At 35.3% G+C, this 25,508-nt stretch carries 22 protein-coding genes; 2 read left to right on the top strand and 20 right to left on the bottom strand.

The window, feature by feature from the left end; all coding sequences use genetic code 11:
- Window positions 1-16: 16 nt before the first annotated feature.
- From HMPREF1495_RS11490 to HMPREF1495_RS11515, 6 genes are read right to left on the bottom strand one after another with little or no spacing between them, the layout of a single operon-like run.
- On the bottom strand, window positions 17-1,375 hold the full coding sequence (locus HMPREF1495_RS11490; protein WP_007592009.1) for an MATE family efflux transporter: 1,359 nt from the start codon (window positions 1,373-1,375) through the stop codon (window positions 17-19).
- Window positions 1,376-1,394: 19 nt separating this feature from the next.
- Window positions 1,395-2,729: a hemolysin family protein gene (locus HMPREF1495_RS11495; protein WP_034214979.1), complete on the bottom strand. Its 1,335-nt coding sequence runs from the start codon at window positions 2,727-2,729 to the stop codon at window positions 1,395-1,397.
- Window positions 2,730-2,769: 40 nt separating this feature from the next.
- Window positions 2,770-3,948, bottom strand: coding sequence for an alanine racemase (gene alr / locus HMPREF1495_RS11500; RefSeq protein WP_034214981.1), 1,179 nt, complete (start codon window positions 3,946-3,948; stop codon window positions 2,770-2,772).
- On the bottom strand, window positions 3,935-4,813 hold the full coding sequence (locus HMPREF1495_RS11505; protein WP_034214983.1) for an NAD(P)H-hydrate dehydratase: 879 nt from the start codon (window positions 4,811-4,813) through the stop codon (window positions 3,935-3,937). The genes alr and HMPREF1495_RS11505 overlap by 14 nt, the downstream gene beginning before the upstream one ends.
- Before the next feature lie 17 nt (window positions 4,814-4,830).
- A complete protein-coding gene (gene acpS, locus HMPREF1495_RS11510) occupies window positions 4,831-5,199 on the bottom strand; it encodes a holo-ACP synthase (protein WP_034214985.1) in 369 nt (122 codons plus the stop codon).
- On the bottom strand, window positions 5,192-5,848 hold the full coding sequence (locus HMPREF1495_RS11515; RefSeq protein WP_009662054.1) for a redox-sensing transcriptional repressor Rex: 657 nt from the start codon (window positions 5,846-5,848) through the stop codon (window positions 5,192-5,194). Before HMPREF1495_RS11515 ends, acpS begins: the two co-directional genes overlap by 8 nt.
- A gap of 239 nt (window positions 5,849-6,087) precedes the next feature.
- On the opposite strand from HMPREF1495_RS11515, the gene abc-f reads away from it, so the two are divergent.
- Together abc-f and HMPREF1495_RS11525 are read left to right on the top strand one after the other, a co-directional pair.
- A complete protein-coding gene (abc-f, locus tag HMPREF1495_RS11520) occupies window positions 6,088-8,016 on the top strand; it encodes a ribosomal protection-like ABC-F family protein (protein ID WP_034214988.1) in 1,929 nt (642 codons plus the stop codon).
- A gap of 1 nt (window position 8,017) precedes the next feature.
- Window positions 8,018-8,230 carry a cell division protein DIVIC gene (locus HMPREF1495_RS11525; RefSeq protein ID WP_198013562.1) on the top strand — a complete coding sequence of 71 codons (213 nt, stop codon included), beginning with the start codon at window positions 8,018-8,020 and terminating at the stop codon, window positions 8,228-8,230.
- Between the two features lie 75 nt (window positions 8,231-8,305).
- Here HMPREF1495_RS11525 and topA read toward each other — a convergent pair whose 3' ends face one another.
- The 14 genes from topA to HMPREF1495_RS11595 all read right to left on the bottom strand — a co-directional run bounded on the left by topA (window position 8,306) and on the right by HMPREF1495_RS11595 (window position 25,491).
- Window positions 8,306-10,387: a type I DNA topoisomerase gene (gene topA / locus HMPREF1495_RS11530; RefSeq protein ID WP_034214990.1), complete on the bottom strand. Its 2,082-nt coding sequence runs from the start codon at window positions 10,385-10,387 to the stop codon at window positions 8,306-8,308.
- 12 nt (window positions 10,388-10,399) lie between these two features.
- Window positions 10,400-11,515 (bottom strand): DNA-processing protein DprA, encoded by a 1,116-nt coding sequence (gene dprA, locus HMPREF1495_RS11535; protein ID WP_034214992.1) that lies wholly within the window; start codon window positions 11,513-11,515, stop codon window positions 10,400-10,402.
- Between the two features lie 9 nt (window positions 11,516-11,524).
- Window positions 11,525-13,039 (bottom strand): YifB family Mg chelatase-like AAA ATPase, encoded by a 1,515-nt coding sequence (locus HMPREF1495_RS11540; protein ID WP_034214995.1) that lies wholly within the window; start codon window positions 13,037-13,039, stop codon window positions 11,525-11,527.
- Window positions 13,040-13,093: 54 nt separating this feature from the next.
- Window positions 13,094-14,161: a UDP-glucose 4-epimerase GalE gene (galE, locus tag HMPREF1495_RS11545; RefSeq protein WP_034214997.1), complete on the bottom strand. Its 1,068-nt coding sequence runs from the start codon at window positions 14,159-14,161 to the stop codon at window positions 13,094-13,096.
- Window positions 14,162-14,272: 111 nt separating this feature from the next.
- Window positions 14,273-15,451 carry a phosphoribosylaminoimidazolecarboxamide formyltransferase gene (locus HMPREF1495_RS11550; RefSeq protein ID WP_034214998.1) on the bottom strand — a complete coding sequence of 393 codons (1,179 nt, stop codon included), beginning with the start codon at window positions 15,449-15,451 and terminating at the stop codon, window positions 14,273-14,275.
- Window positions 15,451-16,152, bottom strand: coding sequence for an IMP cyclohydrolase (locus HMPREF1495_RS11555; protein WP_034214999.1), 702 nt, complete (start codon window positions 16,150-16,152; stop codon window positions 15,451-15,453). Before HMPREF1495_RS11555 ends, HMPREF1495_RS11550 begins: the two co-directional genes overlap by 1 nt.
- Before the next feature lie 8 nt (window positions 16,153-16,160).
- On the bottom strand, window positions 16,161-17,522 hold the full coding sequence (locus HMPREF1495_RS11560) for an ABC transporter permease (protein WP_034215001.1): 1,362 nt from the start codon (window positions 17,520-17,522) through the stop codon (window positions 16,161-16,163).
- Window positions 17,523-19,265 (bottom strand): COG1361 S-layer family protein, encoded by a 1,743-nt coding sequence (locus HMPREF1495_RS11565; protein ID WP_034215003.1) that lies wholly within the window; start codon window positions 19,263-19,265, stop codon window positions 17,523-17,525.
- Between the two features lie 5 nt (window positions 19,266-19,270).
- On the bottom strand, window positions 19,271-19,948 hold the full coding sequence (locus HMPREF1495_RS11570; RefSeq protein ID WP_034215005.1) for an ABC transporter ATP-binding protein: 678 nt from the start codon (window positions 19,946-19,948) through the stop codon (window positions 19,271-19,273).
- 155 nt (window positions 19,949-20,103) lie between these two features.
- Window positions 20,104-22,593, bottom strand: coding sequence for an ATP-dependent Clp protease ATP-binding subunit (locus tag HMPREF1495_RS11575; RefSeq protein WP_034215007.1), 2,490 nt, complete (start codon window positions 22,591-22,593; stop codon window positions 20,104-20,106).
- A 12-nt stretch (window positions 22,594-22,605) separates the two neighbouring features.
- Window positions 22,606-23,637 carry an ATP--guanido phosphotransferase gene (locus HMPREF1495_RS11580; RefSeq protein WP_034215009.1) on the bottom strand — a complete coding sequence of 344 codons (1,032 nt, stop codon included), beginning with the start codon at window positions 23,635-23,637 and terminating at the stop codon, window positions 22,606-22,608.
- Window positions 23,627-24,196, bottom strand: coding sequence for a UvrB/UvrC motif-containing protein (locus tag HMPREF1495_RS11585; protein WP_034215011.1), 570 nt, complete (start codon window positions 24,194-24,196; stop codon window positions 23,627-23,629). The genes HMPREF1495_RS11580 and HMPREF1495_RS11585 overlap by 11 nt, the downstream gene beginning before the upstream one ends.
- An 8-nt stretch (window positions 24,197-24,204) precedes the next feature.
- Entirely contained in the window at window positions 24,205-24,594 is a 390-nt protein-coding gene (locus HMPREF1495_RS11590; RefSeq protein ID WP_007592050.1) for a GntR family transcriptional regulator, read from the bottom strand.
- 465 nt (window positions 24,595-25,059) lie between these two features.
- Window positions 25,060-25,491 (bottom strand): HIT family protein, encoded by a 432-nt coding sequence (locus HMPREF1495_RS11595; RefSeq protein WP_034215013.1) that lies wholly within the window; start codon window positions 25,489-25,491, stop codon window positions 25,060-25,062.
- Window positions 25,492-25,508 lie beyond the last annotated feature (17 nt).

The following is a 25,508-nucleotide window of genomic DNA, read 5'->3' on the forward strand; positions in this document are numbered from 1 at the left end:
CTATTTTATACTGAAATTAATTTGCTGTCAATTCTATGGCAAGGTTTTTCAACCATTTCCCCTGTTTGTATCTGATGTATCCTACCAATGCTTTATAAACTTCCGATGAAAGTACCATTGCATAAACTATATAAATGGGAAATTTAAAATATAATCCTCCAATAAATGCCATGGGTACACCTATAAGCCAAACTGCAGATAAATCCAAGAACAGACAAGCCAATGTATCTCCTCCGCTTCTAAGTATACCTACGATATTTACAGTTGCAATCGCTTTAAAAGGGAAGAAAAAAGCAAACACCATAAGGCATAACTTTACATTCTCTATCACATTATCGGAAACTTTATAGAGTGATACGAAAGGTATCCTGAATATCATAATAAGTATGGATGCAAAAAGTCCTACTAAAAAAGTTAAAACATAAGAATATGAGCCATATTCTTTAGCTTTTTTGAGATTATTTGCTCCCATCTCATTTCCAAGTATAATTACTGTTGCTATTGCAATTCCCTGGAAAGATACTACCAGCAAATCCTGTAATGCAGTTGAAATGGTTATCGAAGCTATAGCGGCATCTCCCATTCTTCCATATGCTACAGAAAAAAGTGTGGTACCTACTCCCCAGAAAAATTCATTTATTATTACAGGTAAAGCCGTTTTTCCAAACTGTGTTATTAACTCTCTTGAAAACGGATTTAACTTTGCTACGGAACATATGATAGGTGATTTCTTTATTGATATAAGTATAATTGTCAATAAAAATTCAAAAATTCTTGCCGCTACTGTCGCAACAGCCGCACCTACAACTCCAAGTACAGGCATGCCGAATTTACCGAATATCAAAATATAATTCAATATAATATTAACTATAATTGCAAAAATACTTGATATAACCGGTACCTTTACTTCTCCTACTGCACGCATTATAGATACATATATATCGGTTGCAGCAGTAAATGGATACGAAATACATACAACACCCAGATAAGCGGCACCTATAGCAATCGCATTATCAGATTCCGTAAATATCATCATCAATTTATCCGGCATAATAAATGCAACAGACGAAAAAATAATACTACCGGTAATTGATAATAACAGTCCGATTCCAAGTACTTTTCTTATGTTTTTTATATCATTGTTTCCCCAGTATTGTGATGCCAATACTCCGGTACCGCTTTCTATTCCGAATATCAACAATATAAAAACAAAGAAATATTTATTTGCCAACCCTACACCTGCAATGGCGGTCTCCCCCAACTTTCCTATCATTACAGTGTCTACAAAATTTACTATCATTTTTAAAAATGTTTGGAACGATACCGGAAGTGCTATATATAATACTCTTCTGAGATACTCCCTGTCCTTAAACATCTTTAAAGGTAAAAAAAATTTATTCTTCGTTAAGCTTTTCATCCTCTTTTAATTTTGTTACTTTAATGGTATTGATCATTCTGTTTGATACATGTAAGGCTTTAAACTCATAGCCGTACATTATTATATCAAATTTCTCATTATCCTCCGGTATCCTGTCAAGTCTTGATATCATAAGACCATTTATAGTATCAAAATTTTCCAACTCCTCTTCTTCAAATTTTATATTTAAAATATCTTCTATATCAGACAGTGGAGTCATTCCCTTCATTATAAATGAACCGTCAGAAAGCTCTTTTATAAGCTCCTCATCTTCATCGTATTCATCCATTATATTTCCTACAATCTCTTCAAGTATATCTTCCATAGTAACTATACCTGAGGTCTGTCCATATTCATCCACTACAATTACCATATGATTTTTCTGAGATTGCATATCCTTGAACAATGTAACAAGGTTTTTATTTTCCGGAACAAATGTAATCGGTCTCAAAATATTCGGTATATCCTTGATTGAAGTATTCTGATAATCTGACGTATTTTCACATATAAGCGCATCTTTCATATTTAAAATACCCATTATGCTGTCTATATTATCATCATACACAGGATATCTGGAATTGATACCTGAAGTAAGCATAAAATCAATTACAGTCTGTAAGCTGTCTTCACCGTTTATAAATACAACATTTTTTCTGTGTGTCATAACATCTCTTGCCTGCTTATCATTAAGCTCGAAGATATTTGTGATCATTTCAGCTTCAGAACCTTCAAAGATACCCTGCTCATGGCCTTCATTTACCATACTCATTATATCTTCTTCACTTACAGTTTCCAGCTGTGCCTTTATATCAAGTCCGAATACCTTCAAAATAACATATGAAATGCTGTCAACAATATAAATAACCGGTAAAAAAAGAAAAATCAAAACACTTGAAATGTTCATAAATGTATAAGCACTTTTTTTGGGCGCTTTTCTTGCAAGCTTGTTCGGTATTGATATACCGAACACAACAAAAAATATACAAAACAGTAATAATACAATCAGTATAGAAAAAACCGTGGATACCGATAAGGGTAAAAAACTTGATAAAATTGATTTTATACCGGATGAAAACGATCTGACAAAAAACCATCCGAAAAATATTCCGGAAAGAACATTTATTATATACATACAGTAAAGTACTTTACCGATATTTTCTATATGAAACTTCAGTCTTTCCCCGTTCTTATCCTCGTCAATATCCGAACTGTTCAGCTCATTTATAGCTGAATTAAACGAATGAATCGAAAAATTAATAAATAATACAATTACACAAATTATAATTAATAATGCCGAATGAGCATCGTCCATGAAAAACTCCTACTTATCTTATATCTAAAACTTTTAAGGACTATATCATAGTGTATAAATCTCTTATATAGTCCTTTTTACCAACATATTCACCATTTGAATAGTAAAGTCTCGGTACTCTCTTATTAATACCGCAAATAAATTCATAGGAAAAAGTATTTGAATCTTTTGTGAGCTCGTCTACAGTTATACTGTATCCATCGCTTTTTCCTAAAATAACTACCGTATCTCCTATATTAACATTTGGAACATTGCTGACGTCTACTATTGTCTGATCCATGCATATTCTACCGATAATATTACATTTTACTCCGTTAATCAATACATATCCCTTATTACTCAAATCTCTGGGATAGCCGTCTGCATATCCGAAGGAAATTGTAGCAATGTCCATATCTTTTTCAGCTTTAAAAGTGGCGCCGTAACTTACACATTCACCTGCTTTTATTCTCTTTATATATGTAATTGTTGAGTAAATACTTAATGCCGGCCTGTAGTCAAAGTCGGTCAAATTCACTTCATTTGAAGGCGCAACACCATATATTGTAATTCCCAAACGCACCATATCAAAGTCTGTACCGATACCGTTTACTATAGCCGCTGAATTTGAAGCATGTACTATAGGAGGTTCTATTCCCATACTCTTTAGTAAATCCAAAAATTGCCTAAATAAGCTCTCCTGTTCTTTTGCAGACGTAAGATCACTTTCATCAGCACTGTGAAAATGTGTGAAAATACCTTCAATCTCGATATTTCCCATTTCACTTATTTCTTTTATAATGTTTGCACTCTCTTTTGTAGGCTTAAAACCGATTCTGTTCATACCTGTATCTATTGCTATATGAATAGATATCTTTTTCCCAAGCTCTTCGGCTTCTTCATTTATTTTCTTAGCCTGATCCAGCGTAAAAACCGATTCCCTTATATCAAATACTATTGATTCTTTGTAGCTGTTTCTTGGAATACATGCCAGTATCAAAATAGGATTTGTGATACCATGGTATCTAAGATTAACACCTTCTTCAAGTGTAGCTACGCAGAAAAAGTCCACAATATCTTTTATATATAATGATACGGGAACACTTCCATGTCCATAACCGTCAGCCTTTACAATTGCCGCCAGTTTCATATTTTCTTTTAAAGCTTTTTTTGTAACTGTTAAATTATGCTTTATTGCATCCAGATCAACCTTTGCATAAGCACGTCTATATGAGTCCATTTCTCTTCCTTCTATTAAGCACTTCACCTATATTATCTATAATTTCTCTTGCCAAAATACTGTGCTCTCCATATTTTTTACCGGCAATACTGCCGGCCATGCCGTGTATGAAAACTCCAAGCGCCACAGCCATATCATCATCTATGCCAAGACAAAACATGCCTGCAATTATACCGCATAGAACATCTCCGCTTCCGGCCTTTGCCATGGCTGCACTTCCGGATTTATTTATAAATGTATCCTCCTTTGCGGCGATAACACTTTGATGAGATTTTAAAACTACTGTAATACCGTATTTATTTGCATATTCCTCGGCATACTTTACCGGATCCGATAATATATCATCTATAGATACATCTATCAATCTTGACATCTCCCCTATATGAGGAGTGATAATAATATTATCTGTATAATACTTTGTAAGTGTAGCATCAGCTGCAATAATATTCAAAGCATCCGCATCTATTATCATAGGAACATAACATTCGGCTAAAACATATTCTACAATGATTTTAGCATAATAATCTGTAGAAAGTCCCGGTCCAAGTACCACTACGCTTGACCAATCAAGACATGACTTAATCTTATTTATAAAGCATTCCTTATTCTCATATGCTTCTCTCTCATCATAAGTTGTTATTATTGCTTCAGGTAAAAGTGTTTGTAAAATTGTACGATTTTTGCTTACCGTAAGTATTCTAACCAAACCTGCGCCTGAACGATATGCCGCCATTGCACTCAAAAATGCGGCACCGCTCATTCCGTTACTTCCGGCAATAACCAGAACATGCCCATAGCTGCCTTTATTTGCATTCTTAATTCTTTCAGGTATATATTTTAATGCAGTTTCATCAAGAATTCTCATATCCCCATCTCCACATATTAGTCTGTTTCTATTACTACCATTGCAATTGCCAATGAGTCGGTATTGCTTATGGATACATGGATTTTATTCTCATCAATTCCTTGTAAATGTCTGTTTGAATTATTACAGATTTTTATAAAAGGCTTTCCAAGTTCATCTCTGAGTACCGCCAAGTCCTTAAGTTCAACACCTCTGAAACCTGTTCCCAATGCTTTTACAAAGGCTTCCTTTGTAGCAAAATTTCCGGCCAGAAAACTGTCTCTGTTTCTGCCTCCGGCCATATCTATTTCACTATCATTGAAAGCCTTCTTTAAAAAAAATTCCTTTTTAATTGCATTTGATATTCTGTCTATTTCGACTATATCAGTGCCGATCCCTCTAATCATACTTCCCTTCAAAAGGAACAGCATCTACATTACTGACTCTATATGACAGCCTCATAAGAGATTCTGAAAGATGCACATTCTCAACAACTACATCATCAGGTACAACCAAATCTGTATGTGCAAAATTCCAGATTGCCTTTATTCCCGACTTTATAAGTCTGTCCGCAACTTCCATTGCTCTGGTCTTCGGTATTGTAAGTGCCGCTATCTGTATATCATTTTCAGATACAAACTTCTCAAGGTTATCAAGAGAATACACTCTTGCACCACGTATAGTTTTTCCGAAAAGATTAGGATCCACATCAAACATTCCTTTGATAAGGAAACCTCTTCTTTCAAAGTTTGCATAATTTGCAATAGCCTGTCCCAAATGACCTGCACCTATTATTATAATATTATGCTGACGGTCAATTCCCAAAATCTTTGCGATTTCATTATACAGATATCTTACATTATATCCGTATCCCTGCTGTCCGAAACCTCCAAAGTTGTTTAAATCCTGTCTGATTTGAGAAGCCGTAACCTTCATTCTCTCACTGAGTTCTTTTGAGGATATTCTTTCAACACCCTCTTCTGACAGCTCACCTAAGTATCTATAGTATCTTGGCAGTCTTGAAATGACTGCTCTGGATATTTTTCTTTCTTCCATATTTATTCCGTTCCAAATATCAATTTATAAATTATTCTCAGCAATTCCATTTGTTAAGAATTCTACAATTAGTATATTATCTATTAATATAAATGTCAATACAGATATATATGGTGAATATTATATATTTTATTAAGTTTTTGAGCATATAAAGGCTTCATTTGTATCATGAATTGTCTTGCATTTAAGCATGTATTTAAGCTATACTTATGTGGATTATATGGCTAAGGAGGCAAATTTTGATTTTAAATGCTACAAATATCTCAAAGTCTTTCGGAAGCAATGAGATAATAAAAGATGCAAATTTTTTAGTCAATGAACATGAAAAAGTTGCCATTGTCGGTGTAAACGGTGCCGGAAAAACCACACTGCTAAAAATACTTACAGGTGAGGAACATGCCGACAGCGGTAATGTTATACTTGCAAAGGATGCAAAACTCGGATACTTAAGACAGATAAATAATGTAGATTCCACATTAAGTATTATAGATGAGCTATATACAGTTATAGAGCATATCCTTAACATGGAAAAAAGAATGTTAGAGATGCAGGAACAGATGCAACATCTTTCAGGCGAGGCACTTGAAGAGTTATATTCTTCATATACCGCTCTTACTCACAGTTATGAGCTGATGGACGGATATGCCGCAAAGAGTAAAGTCATCGGTATTTTAAAAGGACTCGGATTCGATGAAAATGATTTTGACAGAAAGATAAATACATTATCAGGAGGTCAAAAAACAAGAGTCTTCCTTGCAAAACTGCTTTTAGAAGAACCTGATATTATTTTACTTGACGAGCCTACAAACCACTTGGATCTTCGAAGTATAGAATGGCTTGAATCCTATCTTTTAAACTATAAGGGTGCGGTAATTATAGTTTCACATGACAGATATTTTCTTGATAAGATAGTTAGTAAGGTCATAGATATTGAAAACGCCGAAGTCCAAATGTATTCCGGAAACTATTCAGACTTCTCCGCAAAAAAGCAGATGCTTTTAGATGCCAAAATGAAGGAATATTTGAATCAGCAACAGGAAATAAAACATCAGGAAGCTGTTATTACAAAGCTTAAGCAATTTAACAGAGAAAAGTCGATAAAACGAGCCGAGAGCCGTCAAAAACAACTTGAAAAGATTGAAAGAGTCGAAGCTCCAAAAACTCATATAGAAAATATGAGACTCTCTTTGGATATTTCAAAAGAAAGCGGTAAGGATGTGCTTACAGTACATGATTTGTCAAAGAGTTTTGATGAAAAGCATCTCTTTTCAAATATAAATTTTGAAATAAAAAGAGGGGAAAGAGTCGCTATTATAGGTGATAACGGTACAGGAAAGACTACCCTACTAAAGATTATAAACGGACTTTTAACTCCTGATACCGGTGAAGTAATCTACGGGTCAAATGTTTCCATTGCGTACTATGATCAGGAACACCAGGTACTTCATATGGACAAGACTTTGTTTGATGAGATTTCAGATACTTACCCTGAGATGAACAATACTCAAATAAGAAACATACTTGCAGCTTTTCTTTTCACAGGTGAGGATGTGTATAAAAAGATCGGTGATCTTTCAGGTGGAGAAAGAGGCAGAGTATCTTTGGTTAAACTTATGTTATCAAAAGCAAATTTCCTGCTTTTGGATGAGCCTACAAACCATTTGGATATTCTAAGTAAGGATGTACTTGAAAGTGCCTTAAACAGTTTCCCGGGTACTATTTGCTATGTATCACATGACAGATACTTTATCAATAAGACCGCAACAAGGATTCTTGATCTTACAGGAAACAGATTACTTAACTATATAGGAAATTATGATTACTATATTGAAAAAAGAGAGGCGGTAGAAGGTGCAGCCAATCTTTCAAATAATAATATAGAAGAAAAACCTACAGAAATCTCAGATTCAAAACAGGAATGGATTGAAAATAAGACTGCACAGGCTCAAAAAAAGAAAGTAACAAATGCCTTGAACAAATGTGAAAAGGAAATAGAAAAACTTGAAGAAAAACTTGCTCTTATCGATGAGGAATTTGCCGATCCTGAGATTTCCTCAAATGTAGGTAAGCTTATGGAACTGCAAAAAGAAAAAACAGCTCTGGAAGAAAAGCTTGAAAAGCTTATGAACGAGTGGGAAGAACTGACTTTAAGTCTGGAGGAAAATTAATATGAAAATGAAAAAGTTTTTTGCGATAATAATCTTACTTTTACTTATATTCAGTTTGATCTCAACTGTTCTTGTTGCAATATTCTCAGACAATATCAGATTGCTTTTTGTATTATTGTTTATAGATATTGTAATGCCTGTAATAATATATGCATATCTTGTAATAACAAAACAGATAAGAAATCTTGATAAAAAAGATGATGATAAGGAATAACAAAGCAGCTATAATAAAGTATTTGTGTGTAAATAAACGACCGGCTTATTAAGTCGGTCGTTTAACTTTAAATATTTATTCTTCTTTTGGCTTATTCTCGGAATATCCGCATTCTTCATTCATGCAAAGTAGCTTATTTCCTTTTTCAACCATATATGAGCCGCATTTTGGACAGGCTATAGAAGAAGGCTTATTCCATGACATAAAATCACATTCAGGCGCATTGCTGCAACCATAGTATATTCTTCCCTTCTTAGTCTTCTTTATTACTACTTCACCATCACATTTAGGACATTTAACTCCTATCTTTTCAAGATACGGCTTTGTATTCTTACATTCGGGGAATCCCGGACATGCTAAAAACTTTCCGTGCGGACCATATTTTATAACCATGTTTCTTCCACAGTTTTCACATATCACATCTGTAACTTCATCAGCAAGCTTTACATTTTCAAGCTCCTTTGAAGCCTGCTCTACTGCCGACTCAAGATCCGGATAAAAGTTTGATACAACAGTTTTCCAATTTACACTTCCGTCACCTACAGAATCCAGTAATTGCTCAAGATTTGCCGTAAATTCCTTATCCACTATGCTCCCGAAATAGTTAACCATCATAGAGTTTACAATCTGTCCAAGCTCGGTAACATAGAGATTTTTTTGCTCTTTAACAATATAATGTCTTGCAAGAATTGTAGTAATAGTAGGTGCATATGTTGACGGACGTCCTATTCCCTGTTCTTCCAATGCCTTTACAAGACTTGCTTCCGTAAAATGTGCAGGCGGCTGTGTAAAATGCTGTACATCCAAAAGCTTTTCAAGTTTAAGTTCATCTCCTACCTTAAGCTTTCCGATAACAGCATCCGAACTTACCTTTTCTTCTTCATCATCATCAGTATAAACACTCATAAATCCGTCAAATACTATTTTTGAGCCGGACATAGTAAAGATATAATCTCCTGCACTGAGCTTCACTGAAGTAGTCTTATACTTTGCATTTTCCATTCTGCTGGCAACAAATCTCTTCCATATAAGCTGATACAGTCTGAAAAGCTCTCTTGGCAAAGATTCTTTAACCATTGCCGGAGTAAGATTCACATCTGTAGGTCTTATAGCCTCGTGTGCATCCTGAACATTATTGTTATTTGTCTTTGTAACAACATTTTTTGAAACATATTCAGATCCGTAGCTTTTATCTACAAACTCTCTTGCAGCGGCATCTGCCTCGGCAGCTATTCTGGTTGAGTCTGTACGCAAATATGTTATAAGAGCTATTGTTCCCTTGCCCTTTACTTCCACACCTTCATATAATTGCTGTGCAAGCCTCATTGTCTTTTGAGTTGAATAGTTTAACTTTTTGCTGGCTTCCTGTTGCAAGGTAGATGTTGTAAACGGAATAGGAGCCTTCTTTACTCTTTCACCCTCATTTATCTCTGAAACCACATATGAAGCACCCTTTAATGCCTTTAATATTTTATCCATCTCAGCTTTATTGTTTATGGCAAGCTTACTCTTTTTACCATAGAACTTGGCATTTACAGTCTTTTTTGAGTGCTCGGTCAAAAACTCGGCTTCAAGAGTCCAATACTCCTCAGGAATAAACTCATCTATTTGTGCTTCTCTGTCACATATCATTCGAAGAGCTACAGACTGCACTCTACCGGCAGACAATCCTCTTTTTACCTTTGCCCAAAGTAGAGGGCTGATAGAGTATCCCACCATACGATCCAATACTCTTCTCGCCTGCTGCGCATCCACAAGATTCATATCCAGATTTCTTGGATGCTTAATAGCCTCTTTTATTGCATTTTTTGTAATCTCATTAAAACTGATACGAAATACCTTTTTTTCACTGTCTTCAAGTTTTAAAGCCTTTGACAGATGCCAACTTATTGCCTCACCCTCACGGTCAGGGTCGGTTGCAAGATATATTTTATCAGCTTTTTTAACATCTTTTTTCAGTTTAGCAAGTAACTCGCCCTTGCCTCTTATGGTAATATATTTCGGTTCAAAGTCATTTTCAACATCAATACCCATTGTGGATTTAGGCAGATCCCGCACATGCCCGTTTGACGCCGTAACCTCATACCCCGAACCTAAATATTTTTTAATGGTCTTTACCTTTGCAGGCGACTCCACTATCACTAAACTTCCAGCCATTTTAACCCCTTACTAACTTAATCTCTTACAATAATAATTTGATGATACTTGTACGATAAAACCTTCCAATTCAAGTAATAAAAGTGAGCTAAGCACTTGAGAGATGTCTAAAGCGCTTTCTTTGATTATGTCATCTATATATTTCGGTTTTAAATCAAGGCAACTATAAACCTTTTTATCATTCTTTGCAAGTATATTAGAGTTTTTTTCATTATATACTTGAATTTTTTTATCAACATTAAGATCAAGTGCTTCCAAAATATCCGTAGGTGAGGTTATAATACCGGCACCGTCGGATATCAATTTATTACATCCAAGACTCATACAATCTGTTATTCTTCCCGGTAGTGCAAATACTTCTCTCCCCTGTTCTATGGCATGTGTTGCCGTTATAAGTGAACCCGACTTAAGTCTTGCTTCTATTACTACAGTAATATCCGCCAGACCTGAAATAATACGGTTTCTTATAGGAAAATTAAACTTTAAAGGATTTGTTCCCAAAGGAAATTCAGATATAACACCTCCAAAGCCTTCACTACATAACTTATTGTATAGAGTAAAATTGCTATCAGGATAACATACATTTACTCCTGTGCCAAGTACTGCATAAGTTTTTCCTTTAGAAATAACAGCACCCTCATGTGCCATACTGTCGACTCCAAGTGCCATTCCGCTTATTATATCCACATCATTTGCAGCCAGTTCCTGTGCAATAAACTTTGCCATTCCAAATCCATATTCACTTGCACCTCTACTGCCCACTATTGCTACGCTCTTTCTCTGCCTTGGAATATCACCTTTTACAAATATGCCGAAAGGATAATCTCTTAAATCCAAAAGCTTTTTGGGATAATCATCTTCAAACGGAAGTATAAACTTTATTTTTCTTTCATCTAAAGACAGATATTTTTCATGTAGTTCATTTAGTTTAATTTTTAATCCTAAAACAGCCTTAATTTGCTTTTCACTTAGTTTTACTTTCATCTTTAAATTTTCAAAGTTCATTTCAAAAATACTGTATAAAGGTTTAATATTCTCATATATAGCACGCTTTGAAGCATAACCGAGCTCCGCTAAACTTGACAGAAAAAACATTGCTTCTCTGTCTGAAATATTATTTATCTGCATATTTCCTCCTTACCAATATTTATCTTCTAAAGAGCGATATGATATAGCCTCACATATATCATCATGCTCAATATTTTTATGTTCATTAAAATCTGCAACAGTTCTTGCAACTTTTAATATTTTATGAAGTCCCCTTACACTCATCTTTTTCATCTCATATAAATCAGATAGGAAAATATCATCACTCTTTTTTAAAGCACAGAATTTATTTATAAGACCTGCCGGAATTTCAGAATTGTAAGAAAACCCATAATCTTTATATCTGTTTAGCTGTATCTGCCTTACTTTTTCTATGTAATTTTTTATTTCTTCACTGCTGATATTTTTAAATTCACCTTTAAGCTCTGCATATTTTATCAGTGAAGTCTCAACAGTTATATCTATTCTGTCAAGTAACGGTTTTGATATTCTTGAAAGATATTTTCTTACCTGAGCCTCATTACAACTGCATTTACTTCTGTCAGGATAGTATCCGCATTTACACGGATTAGTAGCCGCAACCAGCATAAAATCTGAAGGATATTCAATACTTGCATTTACTCTTGAAATACTTACAGTTTTGTTTTCCATAGGCTGCCTAAGTACCTCTATGGTATTTGTCTTAAACTCCGCCAGCTCATCTAAAAATAATACTCCCTTATGTGCCAGAGAAATTTCACCGGGCTTAGGTATCCTGCCTCCTCCTGAAAGTGCCTGTGGAGAAACACTGTGATGAGGGTCCCTGTAAGGCCTTATTTTTAATACAGGCTCTTTTGAATTAAGCAGCCCACATACGCTGTATATCTTCGAAACTTCCAAAGCCTCTTCATCGCTCATATTTGGCATTATTCCGGGAATCCTTTTGGCAATCATACTTTTTCCTGTACCTGCAGGTCCTATAAACAATATATTATGACGTCCTGCAACAGCAATCTGCACAGCCCTTTTTAGTAATATCTGTCCGTTTACATCCGAAAAGTCACTGTATTCTTTTGTTTCCGGGATTTGTATTTGAATATTTTCCGAATAAGTTTTTTCACCGTTTAGAATTTCGATCAGATCTTTTAGAGTTTTTATACCATAATTTTTAATACCTGTAACTATATTTGCCTCTGCCAGATTATCATATGGAAGAAATACATTTTCAAAGCCGTTTTCTTTTGCAAATATAACAATCGGCAGTATGCCTCTTATAGGAAGTAATTCACCACTGAGTGAAAGCTCACCTACAAAGAGTGATTTGTTTAATATATCGGATTTTATTGTTCCAAGTGCCTCAAGAATTGATATGGCAATAGGTAAATCATAGCCACAACCTTCTTTTTTGATTTCTGCGGGGGATAGATTTATAACGATTTTTCTGGGATAAAAAGAATATTTAGAATTTTTTATTGCGGTCTTTACTCTGTCTGCCGCCTCTTTGACTTCACCGGATAGAGAACCTATTAGAATAATTCCCGGCAGACCGTCACCAATATCGGTTTCACAGCAGACATGAAATGCATTGATACCTAAAAGACCTGCTGTATGTATTTTACTAAGCATAATCTCCTTTATAAACCGCCTTACGGAAAACTCCGTAAGGCATATAATTTATATTTATTTTTTAATAACTGAACCGTCTTTTCTGACTACTATATCAGAGTTCTCCTCTTCAAATCCGTTCGGATTTGCCTTTTGCCATCTGAAAGAGTCTCTACACATATCTTCAATATTTTTCTCAGCCTTCCAGCCAAGCTCTTTAAGCGCAAGTGAAGGATCTGCATAACAAGCAGGTACATCTCCGGCTCTTCTGTCTTTGAATACATAATTGATTTTTAAATCATTTACTTTCTCAAATGCATTTATTACATCAAGTACACTGTATCCTATACCTGTTCCAAGATTATAGATATCCACCTTTCCCGGATCTCTCATCATCTTTTCAAGAGCCTTCACATGTCCCTTTGCAAGGTCGACAACATGGATATAGTCTCTTACACATGTACCGTCCTTGGTATCGTAGTCATTTCCGAATACTCCAAGGCATACAAGTTTACCAACGGCAACCTGTGTGATATAAGGTAATAGATTGTTTGGAATGCCCTTAGGATTTTCACCGATTCTGCCTGACTCATGTGCTCCTATAGGATTGAAATATCTTAAAAGCATTACCGAGAACTTTTCATTTGCAGTATGCAAATCTGTAAGGATTTGCTCAAGCATTCCCTTTGTTCTTCCATATGGATTTGTTATAACACCGAGAGGTGCATCCTCTGTAATAGGAACAACCTTAGGATCTCCATATACTGTAGCACTTGATGAAAATACTATCTTTTCCACTCCGAACTCTCTCATTACTTCACATAAAATAAGAGTTCCTGTAATATTATTGTGATAATACTCAAGCGGCTTATATACAGACTCTCCAACCGCCTTTAATCCTGCAAAATGTATAACTGCATCTATATTATTTTCTTTGAATACATTTGTAAGAGCCTTTTGGTTCAACAAATCGACTTCATAGAAACGTAAAGACTTTCCGGTAATCTCTTCAACTCTCTTAAGTGATTCCTTTGAAGAATTTACCAAATTGTCCACTACAACCACTTCATAACCTGCATTCAACAATTCAACACAGGTATGACTTCCGATATAACCGGCACCACCGGTAACTAATATTGCCATAACCCCTCCATAATATCCGGAATATCAATAAAAAACTGTTATAAACCTATTGATTATTTAAATTTTATAATAAAATATATATTAAATCAACAAATTTTTTCAATAATATGCTTAATGATGGAAAAGCCTTATGCCTGTGAATGCCATGGTGATTTTATATTTATTACAACATTCTATAACCGCATCATCTCTTAAAGAACCTCCCGGTTGTGCAATAAATTCCACACCGCTTCTTTTTGCTCTTTCAATATTGTCACTGAACGGAAAGAATGCATCCGAACCAAGGCTTACACCCTTTAGATTCTTCAGCCAATCTCTCTTTTCTTCCCTTGTAAATTCATCCGGTTTTTGTGTAAAGATATGCTCCCACATTCCTTCGGTTAAAAGCTCCTCAACGCTGTTATCACCTATGTAAACATCAATTGCATTATCTCTGTCCGCTCTTTTTATTCCCTCTTTAAAAGGAAGATTAAGCACACATTCAGCCTGCCTTAAAAACCAGTTGTCCGCCTTATTTCCTGCAAGTCTTGTACAATGTATTCTTGACTGCTGCCCCGCTCCTATACCTATTGCCTGTCCGTCTTTTACATAGCAAACGGAATTTGACTGAGTATACTTTAAAATTATTAAAGATATAAGCAGATCAAGTTTTGCACTCTCAGGCAAATCTTTGTTTTTTGTCACAATATTTTCAAGCAGGCTCATGCTTATATCCAAATCATTATGTCCCTGTTCAAATGTAATACCGAAGACCTGCTTCTTTTCCGATTTTGCCGGAATATAGTTTTCGTCTATTTGAAGGACATTATATTTTCCGTTTTTCTTTGCTTTAAGTATTTCAAGAGCTTCATCACTGTATCCCGGCGCTATTACACCGTCAGATACTTCCCTCTTTATAAGTAAAGCGGTTTCTTTATCACAAATATCACTCAGAGCGATAAAATCACCGAATGATGACATTCTGTCCGCACCTCTGGCTCTTGCATATGCACAGGCCAGAGGTGAAAGTTCGTCATCCTCCACCCAATATATCTTCTTTAAAACATCATTAAGCGGAAGTCCTATTGCAGCGCCTGCAGGTGATACATGTTTAAAGCTTGTTGCGGAAGGTAAAGAACTTACTCTTTTCAGCTCTGAAACAAGTTGCCACCCGTTTAAGGCGTCAAGTAAATTAATATAGCCCGGATTTCCACTAAGTACTTTTATAGGAAGTTCCTCACCGTTTTCCATAAAAATTTTTGCAGGTTTTTGATTAGGGTTACAGCCATACTTTAAAATCAACTCTTTCATTACATACCCTCCAACTTATTCTTTATAACCTGTATATATTCACCGGTTTCCAAATTTATATACCTGACTGCCAAAGATATTTTATTTTCCGAATCAAGAGAGTTCCAAAGTTTTTCGCTGAATTCATCTATATCTCCGGTTATCTGTATCTTTTTCGGTTCACCTTCAAAACTTTTTAGAGGATCCGAATTTTCTTTATAGGTATGAATCAAAAATCCCTCACCTGCTTTTACATTGTCATAATTATAGAAAAATCTTAAAGTCCGGTTTTCATCCCCTTCATCACTCTTTAATATAGAAAGTTTAAGTTTAAGTCTGTCTTTTAATTCAATAAGTCCTGATATTCTCGGTGTAAAATTCGGTGCATCAGGTTCAAAAGTTCTTGTATACAGTGCATCTTCAAAGCTTTTACCGGTCTTTAAATATTCATAAACCGTGTCCGTTTGATCACCGTTTGTTACTATTACACTTTTATCACATACTCTTACAGGAGAATAGATAATTAAAGACGGATCGCCAAGCAGACTTTCATCAAAAGCCTTTGTACTTATATCATCACCATGTACTTCAAATATTCTGTTTCTTGAATTTACACTTCTCCCCATGATGAAATAGGCAAAGACGGCATTCTTACCGTCATCCGACTTTCCAAGTACAATTCCTCTACCCGGGTACTCTAATTTTGACAGATACTCAAACATAAAACCTCCTAATCGTTTCTAAGTGCAGTTAGCGGACTTAACTTCATCGCTCTTAAAGAAGGGAAGAAACCTGCCAGCATTCCTATAATAACCGCAAAAATAATTGCTGATATTACAAGCCACGGCGGTATTCTTGATATATTTCCGTCTACTCCGGAAACAGCCACCGCCACTCCAAGAGCATTGATTACAATTGAAATAATAAAACTAAAAATAACTCCGGTCAAGCCTCCTATAAGTCCGATAGCACCCGATTCTATAAGAAACATATCTCGTATACGATTCATATCACAGCCTAAGACCTTCATAATTCCGATTTCTTTGGTTCTTTCATATATACTCATCATCATAGTATTTGCAATACCTATAGAAGCAACAAACAATGACACGGCTCCGATACCGCCAAGTACCATCTGAATCATATTTGTAGAGGCTTTACTTTGTTCAATCCACTCCATTTGAGACTCGGCCTGAAAACCCATATCTGTGATTTGCTTTTGAACTGTCAAAACATTTTTCATATCATCCACATATATCTTGGCGGAATCATATACCAGATACTTTAACGGCTTACCTTTCTTTGTTGTAGGTTGATTGGGAATAGGTTTGTTTTTATAGACTTTCTTAAGCATTGCCTTTAAAGCGTCTATATTACAATATATTCCGAAACTGAAATTATTGTAACTGTCATAATCATCCAATAAAGCACCTCCTTTTACCACACCTGCAGTATCTATAATATACTTCTTTGGCGGCTTCGGTGCATTCTCCCCTCCGGCATTTGCCTTATCATAGGCTTCCGTGTCAAAGATAACAAACATGGGCTTGTTGTAGTCCACATTTGGAAGCTTGTTAGTCTGATAAAATGATTCATTTGGCTTTTTAGGATTCTGAAAATCTTTAATAACAAAATTTCCATATACAAATTCAAGGTTTTTCTTATCTGTAGGAATATGACCGCTCTCAAGTTTTATTTCAGCCATATATTCTTCATTTACTCCGTTTATTTGAGTGTTTTGCATATAAGGTCCCTGCATGATAATTACATAAGTTGACAGCACGGGAGATACTCCTTCCACATGCTCTATCTTTGAAAAAGTTTCAATAGTATCATCCTTTATACGCAAGGGTTCCGCCTTTTTATTTGATGAATCATCTTGTCTGTTGTATGGAACGGTAACATCTATAGCTTTTAGTGACCCCGACTGTGCGATGCTCTCTTTATTCAATTCATCCAGTCCGATACCGAGTGAGAGCATAGTCACAACGGAAGCAGTACCTATAAGTACACCCAGTACGGTAAGTACAGTTCTAAGCTTTCTTCTTTTCAGGTTTGAAATACTTAATTTAAGTAAATCAAGCAATTTCATTTACATCTGCTCCTTTTTTGATTTTCTTTTCTTCAATATCAAAGCACTTGCTATAATAACAGACGATAAACCTCCCCCGATTATAACAGGTAAAGGATTAAATCTCCTGTTTTCTTCTTCAGGTATTTGCTGATCTGTTATATCAAAATCAGTTTCCGCCTCTTCGTTTACATTCAGGATAAAATCTCTTGTTTCCTCTGTTATATTTCCGTTTTCATCTTCATAGCTTATAGTAAGGTTTATCTTACCGTCATCTGCAGTTACTGCTTTACCTGTCAAATTTACATCCACATTTCCGCTCTCACCGGGCTTAACATTTCCTATATAGGCTTCATTCTCCTTTATTGAATCCGCCTTAAACTTTGCCATAAGATTATAAAGAACTACCTTTCCGGTATTATTTATCTGAAATGTGATATTTGCATCATCACCGACGCTTATACTGTCAGGGTTGATTTCAAAGCTTCCGATATTCATCCTTGCAACCTGTCTTACAGGTATATCTATACTGACCTTATCAGTAGCATTTTTATACTCCGGTGAATCATACTGCTCATTTATTGTAATTGAATATGACCTTTGATCCACACCTGCCCTTGCACTCATCTTAAGTCTAAGCTCGGTGGTTTGATTTGCAGGCAGAGAATTCACTGCATGAGAACTTGATCCCTCCTCCATACTGAATACCGCACTGTCACTCGCCTTTTCAGATTCCAATGTGAATAAAATATTGCTGGCAGCTACACTTGCAGAAGCATTTTTCATTACAATAATCAAATCGAAAGTTTCACCGGCAAATACATCCTTGGGCTCCGTTCTGTAACTGTCTACTACTATTCTTGCCTTTGTTCTGTCATTCGGATTAAATTCTCCCGGTGAAGTGGTTGTTGCATCCTTATCTTTATTTTGTATATGTACAAAGAATTGCTCTTCAGTCTTTTTTATTTCACCTTCGGTAGAGTCACGGTATGTGATTTCAAGCTTTATCGGATAATAACCTGTATAGGTGTTTTTTTGTATTGCAAAACTGTAATCAAGGCTTGTAACTCCTCCGCTCTCAATCTTATCAAAATGTCTGTCATAGTTGGCATCATTTATTTCAAACGGAAAAACCGTATTGTCCTTATCCATCACCATATGAGCGGTAACATCAAAGGCTGTAAGCTTACCTGTATTTGCAAGATTAAGACCGAAGTTTAATACATCAGGATATTTACCTCTGGGTGTTGACTGTCCTTCACCTAAAGTAAACTCCACATCCTTTACCGCTTCCGATTCACTGCTGTCGGTTGTGGCTGATTTTTGAATATAAACATTTATATATTCCTGTATACCTCTTCCACCTTCTTTGTCATCTGCCAGATAAACAGGAATACCGTAGTAACCTTCAGGAATATCTCTTCTTACTCTTGCTGAAATAGTAATGCTTTTTTTCTTACCCTTACTTATCTTTCCTACATGCTTTCTGTCTGTAGTCTCGGATGTAAGTTCAAAAGGAAATTCTATATTTTCATCCTCTTCATCATCATAAGCTATACCTGCCCATGCATCCGCATAGTCTGAACCCGTTTCAACATAAAATGTTACACTCATCATTTTACCTGTTTTTCCGACAGGTATCTTATCCTGATGAAATACATTGTTGCTTTCTATGTTTCTTAACTTTGCAAAAGATTCTACCTGTGAGATAATGACCATTAAAAGAATCATCACAATTCCCAAAATTTTCTTTACACCGTTCATATTAACTAAACCGCCTTTCCATCTACTATTCTGATTTGTCTGTCTGCAACATTAGCTATATCATTATCATGTGTAACCATAATAAGAGTTTGATTTTCCTCTTTTACAATCCGCTTCATCAGCTCAAGTACTTCAGCCGTAGTCTTTGTATCCAGATTTCCTGTCGGTTCATCTGCAAAAATTATTTTAGGCTGCATAGCGAGTGCTCTTGCTATTCCTACTCTTTGTTGCTGACCTCCGCTCATAGCATTTCCGTTTTGATATATCTGTTTTTCAAGACCCACCAAAGTCAGATATTTCTTAGCCGTTTCAATCCTTTTCTTTACGTCAACACCTCTGAATACCAGCGGTAAAGCCACATTGTCAAGTGCATTCATAGTCGGTAACAGATTATATGATTGAAAAATAAATCCTACATTGTTTCGTCTGAATGCCACCAATTGATTTTCTTTAAGCTTTTCAAGATGAGTTTTGCCGATTATTATCTCTCCCTTAGTCGGTTTTTCAAGTCCTGCCAGCATATTAAGGAGTGTAGATTTTCCGGAACCCGAAGGACCTACTATCGCCACGAACTCTCCCTTATTTATAGTAAAATCCAAGCCGTCAAGGGCATGTACTATATTTTCTCCCGCTTTATAGAACTTATAAAGCCCTTTTACTTCAATTATTACATCATCCATCATACTCACCCTTTTATAAATACGATATACTTCTATGTACATTCTATCATAGCATATATTTTGTGTATTTATCTTTTTATTTTTGAATTTTTTATGTTTTTATTAAATATAAAAAAGCCGACTGATAAATGTGTTATACAAATATCAGTCAGCTCTATTTATTGGGCTACAAGCTCTTTTACTTTATTTTTCTTAACAATCGGTTTAAATACAAGTTCTCTGTCTTTGTCCTCGCCTTTGCAATCCACCTTAAGAGAGTCTCCCTGCTTTACATTTCCAAGAAGTATCTGCTCAGCCATCTTATCTTCTATCTCATTTTGCAGAGCACGTTTTAGCGGTCTTGCACCGTATTTCTTATCATAACCCTTATCAATAAGGAATTCCTTGGCCTTTTCTGTAAGTTTCAGATTCATCTGCATCTGCTCGGAAAGTCTGTTGTTAATTTCCTTAAGCAATATGTCCAAAATCTCTTTTAAGTTATCACGTGTAAGCTGATGGAATACTATAGTTTCATCAATTCTGTTTAAAAATTCAGGTTTAAACATCTGCTTCACTTCATCCATAACATTACTTTTCATTGCTGAATAGTCTTTTTCATCATCGGAGTTTGAAGCAAATCCGAGATGTTTCGGCTCCACTATTCTCTGTGCTCCTGCATTTGAAGTTAGAATAATAACCGTATTCTTAAAATCAACAGTTCTGCCGCTTGAATCTGTAATATGTCCGTCATCAAGCACCTGTAAAAGTATATTGAACACATCAGGATGAGCCTTTTCAATCTCATCAAAAAGTATTACCGAATATGGATTTCTTCTCACCTTCTCTGAGAGCTGTCCACCTTCATCATATCCTACATATCCGGGAGGTGACCCTACCATCTTTGAAACAGAATGCTTTTCCATGTATTCACTCATATCAACACGAATAAGTGCACTTTCAGACCCGAACATGCTGTATGCAAGAGCTTTTGAAAGTTCAGTCTTACCGACACCTGTAGGTCCTAAAAACAAAAATGAACCTATAGGTCTTTTCGGATCTTTAAGACCTACTCTGCCTCTTCTTATAGCTCTTGCTACCGCATTAACCGCTTCTTCCTGTCCTACAACTCTTTCATGTAAAACCTTCTCAAGATTATTGAGTCTTTGAGAATCGTTTTCGGTAATCTTCTTTACAGGAATTTTTGTCCAAAGTGCAACAACATCCGCAATTTCATCCTCATCTACAACAAGCTTTTTATTTCTCTTGTCTTCAATCCATTTGTCACGCAGTTTATTTTGCTTTTCTCTGAGTTTTTCCTGCTTTTCTTTTATTTCACCGGCTCTTTCAAACTCTTCGGCACTTACGGCATCCTCTTTTTCTTTTTCCATTTTTTCAATTTCGGCCTTTATTTCCTTTATCTTTTCAGGCTCCATATAATTGCTGATTCTTGTCTTGGAAGCCGCCTCATCTACAAGATCTATTGCCTTATCCGGCAAAAATCTGTCTGAGATATATCTCTTTGACAGCTTTACGGCACTTTCAATTGCTCTGTCTGTAATGGATACCGCATGATGTTCTTCATACTTATGTTTAAGACCCAGAAGTATCTTAGTAGCATCTTCCAAAGAAGGCTCTTCAACTATTATAGGCTGGAATCTTCTCTCCAGTGCGGAGTCCTTTTCTATATGTTTTCTGTACTCATCTATTGTGGTTGCACCTATAAGCTGCAACTCACCTCTGGCAAGTAAAGGCTTTAAAATATTTGAAGCGTCCACCGCTCCTTCGGCGCCTCCTGCACCGATAATAGTATGAAGCTCATCAAGGAAAAGTAATACATTTCCGGCACTTACCACTTCATTTATTACTTTCTTTATTCTTTCTTCAAATTCACCACGATATTTTGAACCTGCAATCATAGCGGGAAGATCAAGTGTCACAAGTCTTTTATCAAGCAATGTGTCAGGCACTTCCTTTGATATAATACGTGATGCCAGTCCTTCAACTACAGCAGTCTTACCGACTCCCGGCTCACCTATAAGTACGGGATTGTTCTTGGTTCGTCTTGATAAAATCTGCATAACTCTGTTTGTCTCATTATCTCTTCCGATAACCGGATCAAGTTTTCCTACTCTTGCAAATTCTGTAAGATCTCTGGAATATTTATCAAGTGTAGGGGTTGCAAGTGAATTTGACTTATTGCTCGTCTTTTCATAGTTTTCCTTTCGCTCAGTCTCTTCACCCATTGCAGATAAAATTTCCATATAAAGTTTTTGAATATTTATATTCATTGTCAAAAGGAGCTTATGTGCAATACATGCACTGTCCTTTATTATTGCAATCAAAATATGTTCCGTACCGATAAGTGCGGATTTATATCTTGTGGCTTCTCTGTATGCATTTTGTAATACGCCGATTGCAAGCGGTGAATAATTTTGCCTGCTCTCTATCGCCACATTATAATTTGAAACTATAAGTTGATCTATTAAATTTAAAATTTTTTCTTCCGTTATTCCGTTTTTCTCAAGTATTTTAGCTGCAACACCACTTCCTTCTTGTACCAGACCAAGAAGGAGATGTTCGGTGCCGACATAATTTTGCGATAATTCTTTAGCAGCCATTTCGGCATACTTAATCGCCTCCTTTGCTTGAGATGTATATCTTTCAGCCATTAATTTCCCTTTCTATAGTAATTCTCCTATATTGTCCCTTATATATTTTGCTCTTATTTCATCTATTTCATCTTCACTTAAAGGTCTGCCTGCCATCTTCAAAAGATTTGAAGACTGAACGCCTATCATCATTGAATATAATTTACTTTCATTAGTAAGATCAATCAATCCGTCGGCACTGCCTGCCATAAGTGAACTTAAAAAACTCAGTGCATCCTTTAAAGAAAGCTTTCTTGCATATTTTAAAACACCGAATGATTTATATGCTTCATCCTGCTTCTCAAGTCTTTTTTCAATGATTAGTGATTCCCTGAGTTTCCTTTCATTTGCATTCAGTTGATTTGCCACCTTTATTACAGTGTCTAAAATCTCTCTTTCTGAAATTCCCAAAGTTTTAGGATTGCTTATCTCAAACAATGCACCGTGATTTTCTCTACCTTCACCGTGTAAGCCCTTTATAGCCACCCCAAATCTTCCTACACTTGAAATCAGTTTTGAAAAGCCTTTGCTCTGTGTGGATGCAGGTAAATGAAGTACTATTGCAGCTCGCATTCCTGTACCGATATTTGTCGGATAAGTTGTCAGATAACCGTACTTTTCATTAAAAGCATATTCAAAATGCTCATTTATATAATCATCTATTTTGTTTGCCTTTTCAAGTAGTTCATATAAAGATATACCTACAGAAAGTGTTTGTAACCTTATATGATCATCACCGTTTATTACAATGCTTATATCTTCATTATCATTTAATATAATACCTGTAGGTGTCTTCTTCTTTGCCAGTGTCAAATTCAATACTTTTCTGTCATACATTGACATTCTTTCTATTTCTGAAATTCTGTCAAGTATATCGGCATTCGTATGTATTCCTAAGTCTGTAGATATATTTGACAATTCTCCTATGGTGTTATCAATAAGTTTTTTTGCTTCCGTATCTGAGAGTTTACTCGGAAACAATGCATTGTCAAAGTTTCTTGCAAGTCTTATTCTACTACTTATATAATTATAATCTGTATTCAAAGATACATTGTCATACCACATCTTCTTTGTCCTCTTTGATAGTCTTTATTTTGTCTCTAAGTATAGCCGCCTGTGCAAAATCCTCTTTTTTAATCGCATCTTCAAGTTTATGTTTCAAGTTTTCAATTTTTTTATCCTCATTGTTGAAGATATTATCAATGCTGTCTGTAACTATTGATTTTGGAAGTATCTTGTCATTTTTATGATAGTTCTTAGGAATTTTACCTACATGAGTATCATTTCCATGAATTTGCTTTATATTGTCATTTATCAAAAGATTAAAAACTTCAAAGCAGTCTTTACATCCGAACATTGAGTTTTTAATAAAATCATCATAGCTCGTATTACATGTCGGACATACAATCTGTCTATATTCATTGTTCTCTTCCTTTTCAAATACATCTCCAAGTATTCCTGAAAGCAGCTTTGAAAAGCTGAAGTCTTTATCAAACAAACTTGAATATTGATCTATCTCTCCGGCACATTTAGAACATAAATGATGTTCATTTTTTTGATCTCCGTCTATTATTTCAGTGTAAAAGACATTTGCTTCTCTAATTTTACATTTTTCACATAACATCTTTGTTATTACATCTCCTCAAATTCTTGTACTTCAAACTCATTATAAAGTTCATCTATAAGTTCATGCGCTTCTCTCCTCGTAACACCGTTGCATATTCCCCTTGCCACAACTACTCCGAACTCTTTTCTCATATTATCAAGCACCCGCAGTTTGTCGGCATCCACTTTTATGACTGCACCTTTTCTTCTGTCAAGCTGTACAAAGCCTTCTCTTTTTAGTGTAGCGTAAGCTTTGTTCACAGTATGCATATTGATACCTATTTCTTCGGCCAATTGTCTAACAGAAGGTAAAATGTCTCCTTCGTGGTATTTGTTTGTTGCAATTCCAAATATTATTTGATTACAAAGTTGTACATATATAGCTTCTTCACTATGAAAATCTATTATTACATCCATACCCACACTCCAATATAATATAAAAATTTGTCTAATTTATGTTTTACGCATCCTATATTGATAAGAAAATATAGGTTTGCTGTTTAAGTAAGTTATAAATGTTATAGTGACAGTATAACACAATGCTATATGAAAAACAACATTTTATACTTTGAACATATTTGCACATTATCAAACAACATTTATACTAAAAGCTGAATATAACTTTCAATTTATATTAAGTCCAGTTGAATTGCATAAAATTTTCGCCCTTATATCTGTATTTATGTGCTTATCATTACTAAAGTTCATAATTTATTAACTTTTTTACTATTGCATATATGCTCCAATTATGTTATTATACTCTTCGTAGTTGAGAGTTTTCTTGCGTTGACCTCTCACTACAAAATGTGCATTATGCACTCCTATATCACTCTAACAGGGAAACAGCAGCCGTGAGGCTGCTGTTTCTCGTTGTATCAATATTTACTTTTCTATGTTTAAATCTCTTCTGAAAACCTTAGCCATCTCCTCATAGTCGCTGTCTTTCAAATACTTTTTGTCAGGATTCATAGTAAATGTGGAACCCCATTCATCTCCACCCTCATATTTTGGAACTATATGCATATGTAAGTGGCAACCTGTATCTCCATACATACCATAATTTACTTTACTTGGTGCAAAAACCTTGTGTATCACTTTTGCTATTTTGTTTACATCCGCAAAGAACAGATTTCTTTCTTCATCGGAAATATCCACTATTTCACTTACATGGTCTTTATAAGCCAGTATTACTCTGCCCATCTTTGTCTGCTCTTTAAATATATATAAATATCCGCTCTCCATCTGTCCTACAGGATATCCGAATTTATCAAGTAAATCTCCGTGTACACAGTAAGCACAATTATTATCTTTCATCTTTACTCCTTAAACTT

The sequence above is a fragment of the Lachnoanaerobaculum sp. MSX33 genome, from assembly GCF_000512995.1.
In the GTDB taxonomy this organism is placed as follows: domain Bacteria; phylum Bacillota; class Clostridia; order Lachnospirales; family Lachnospiraceae; genus Lachnoanaerobaculum.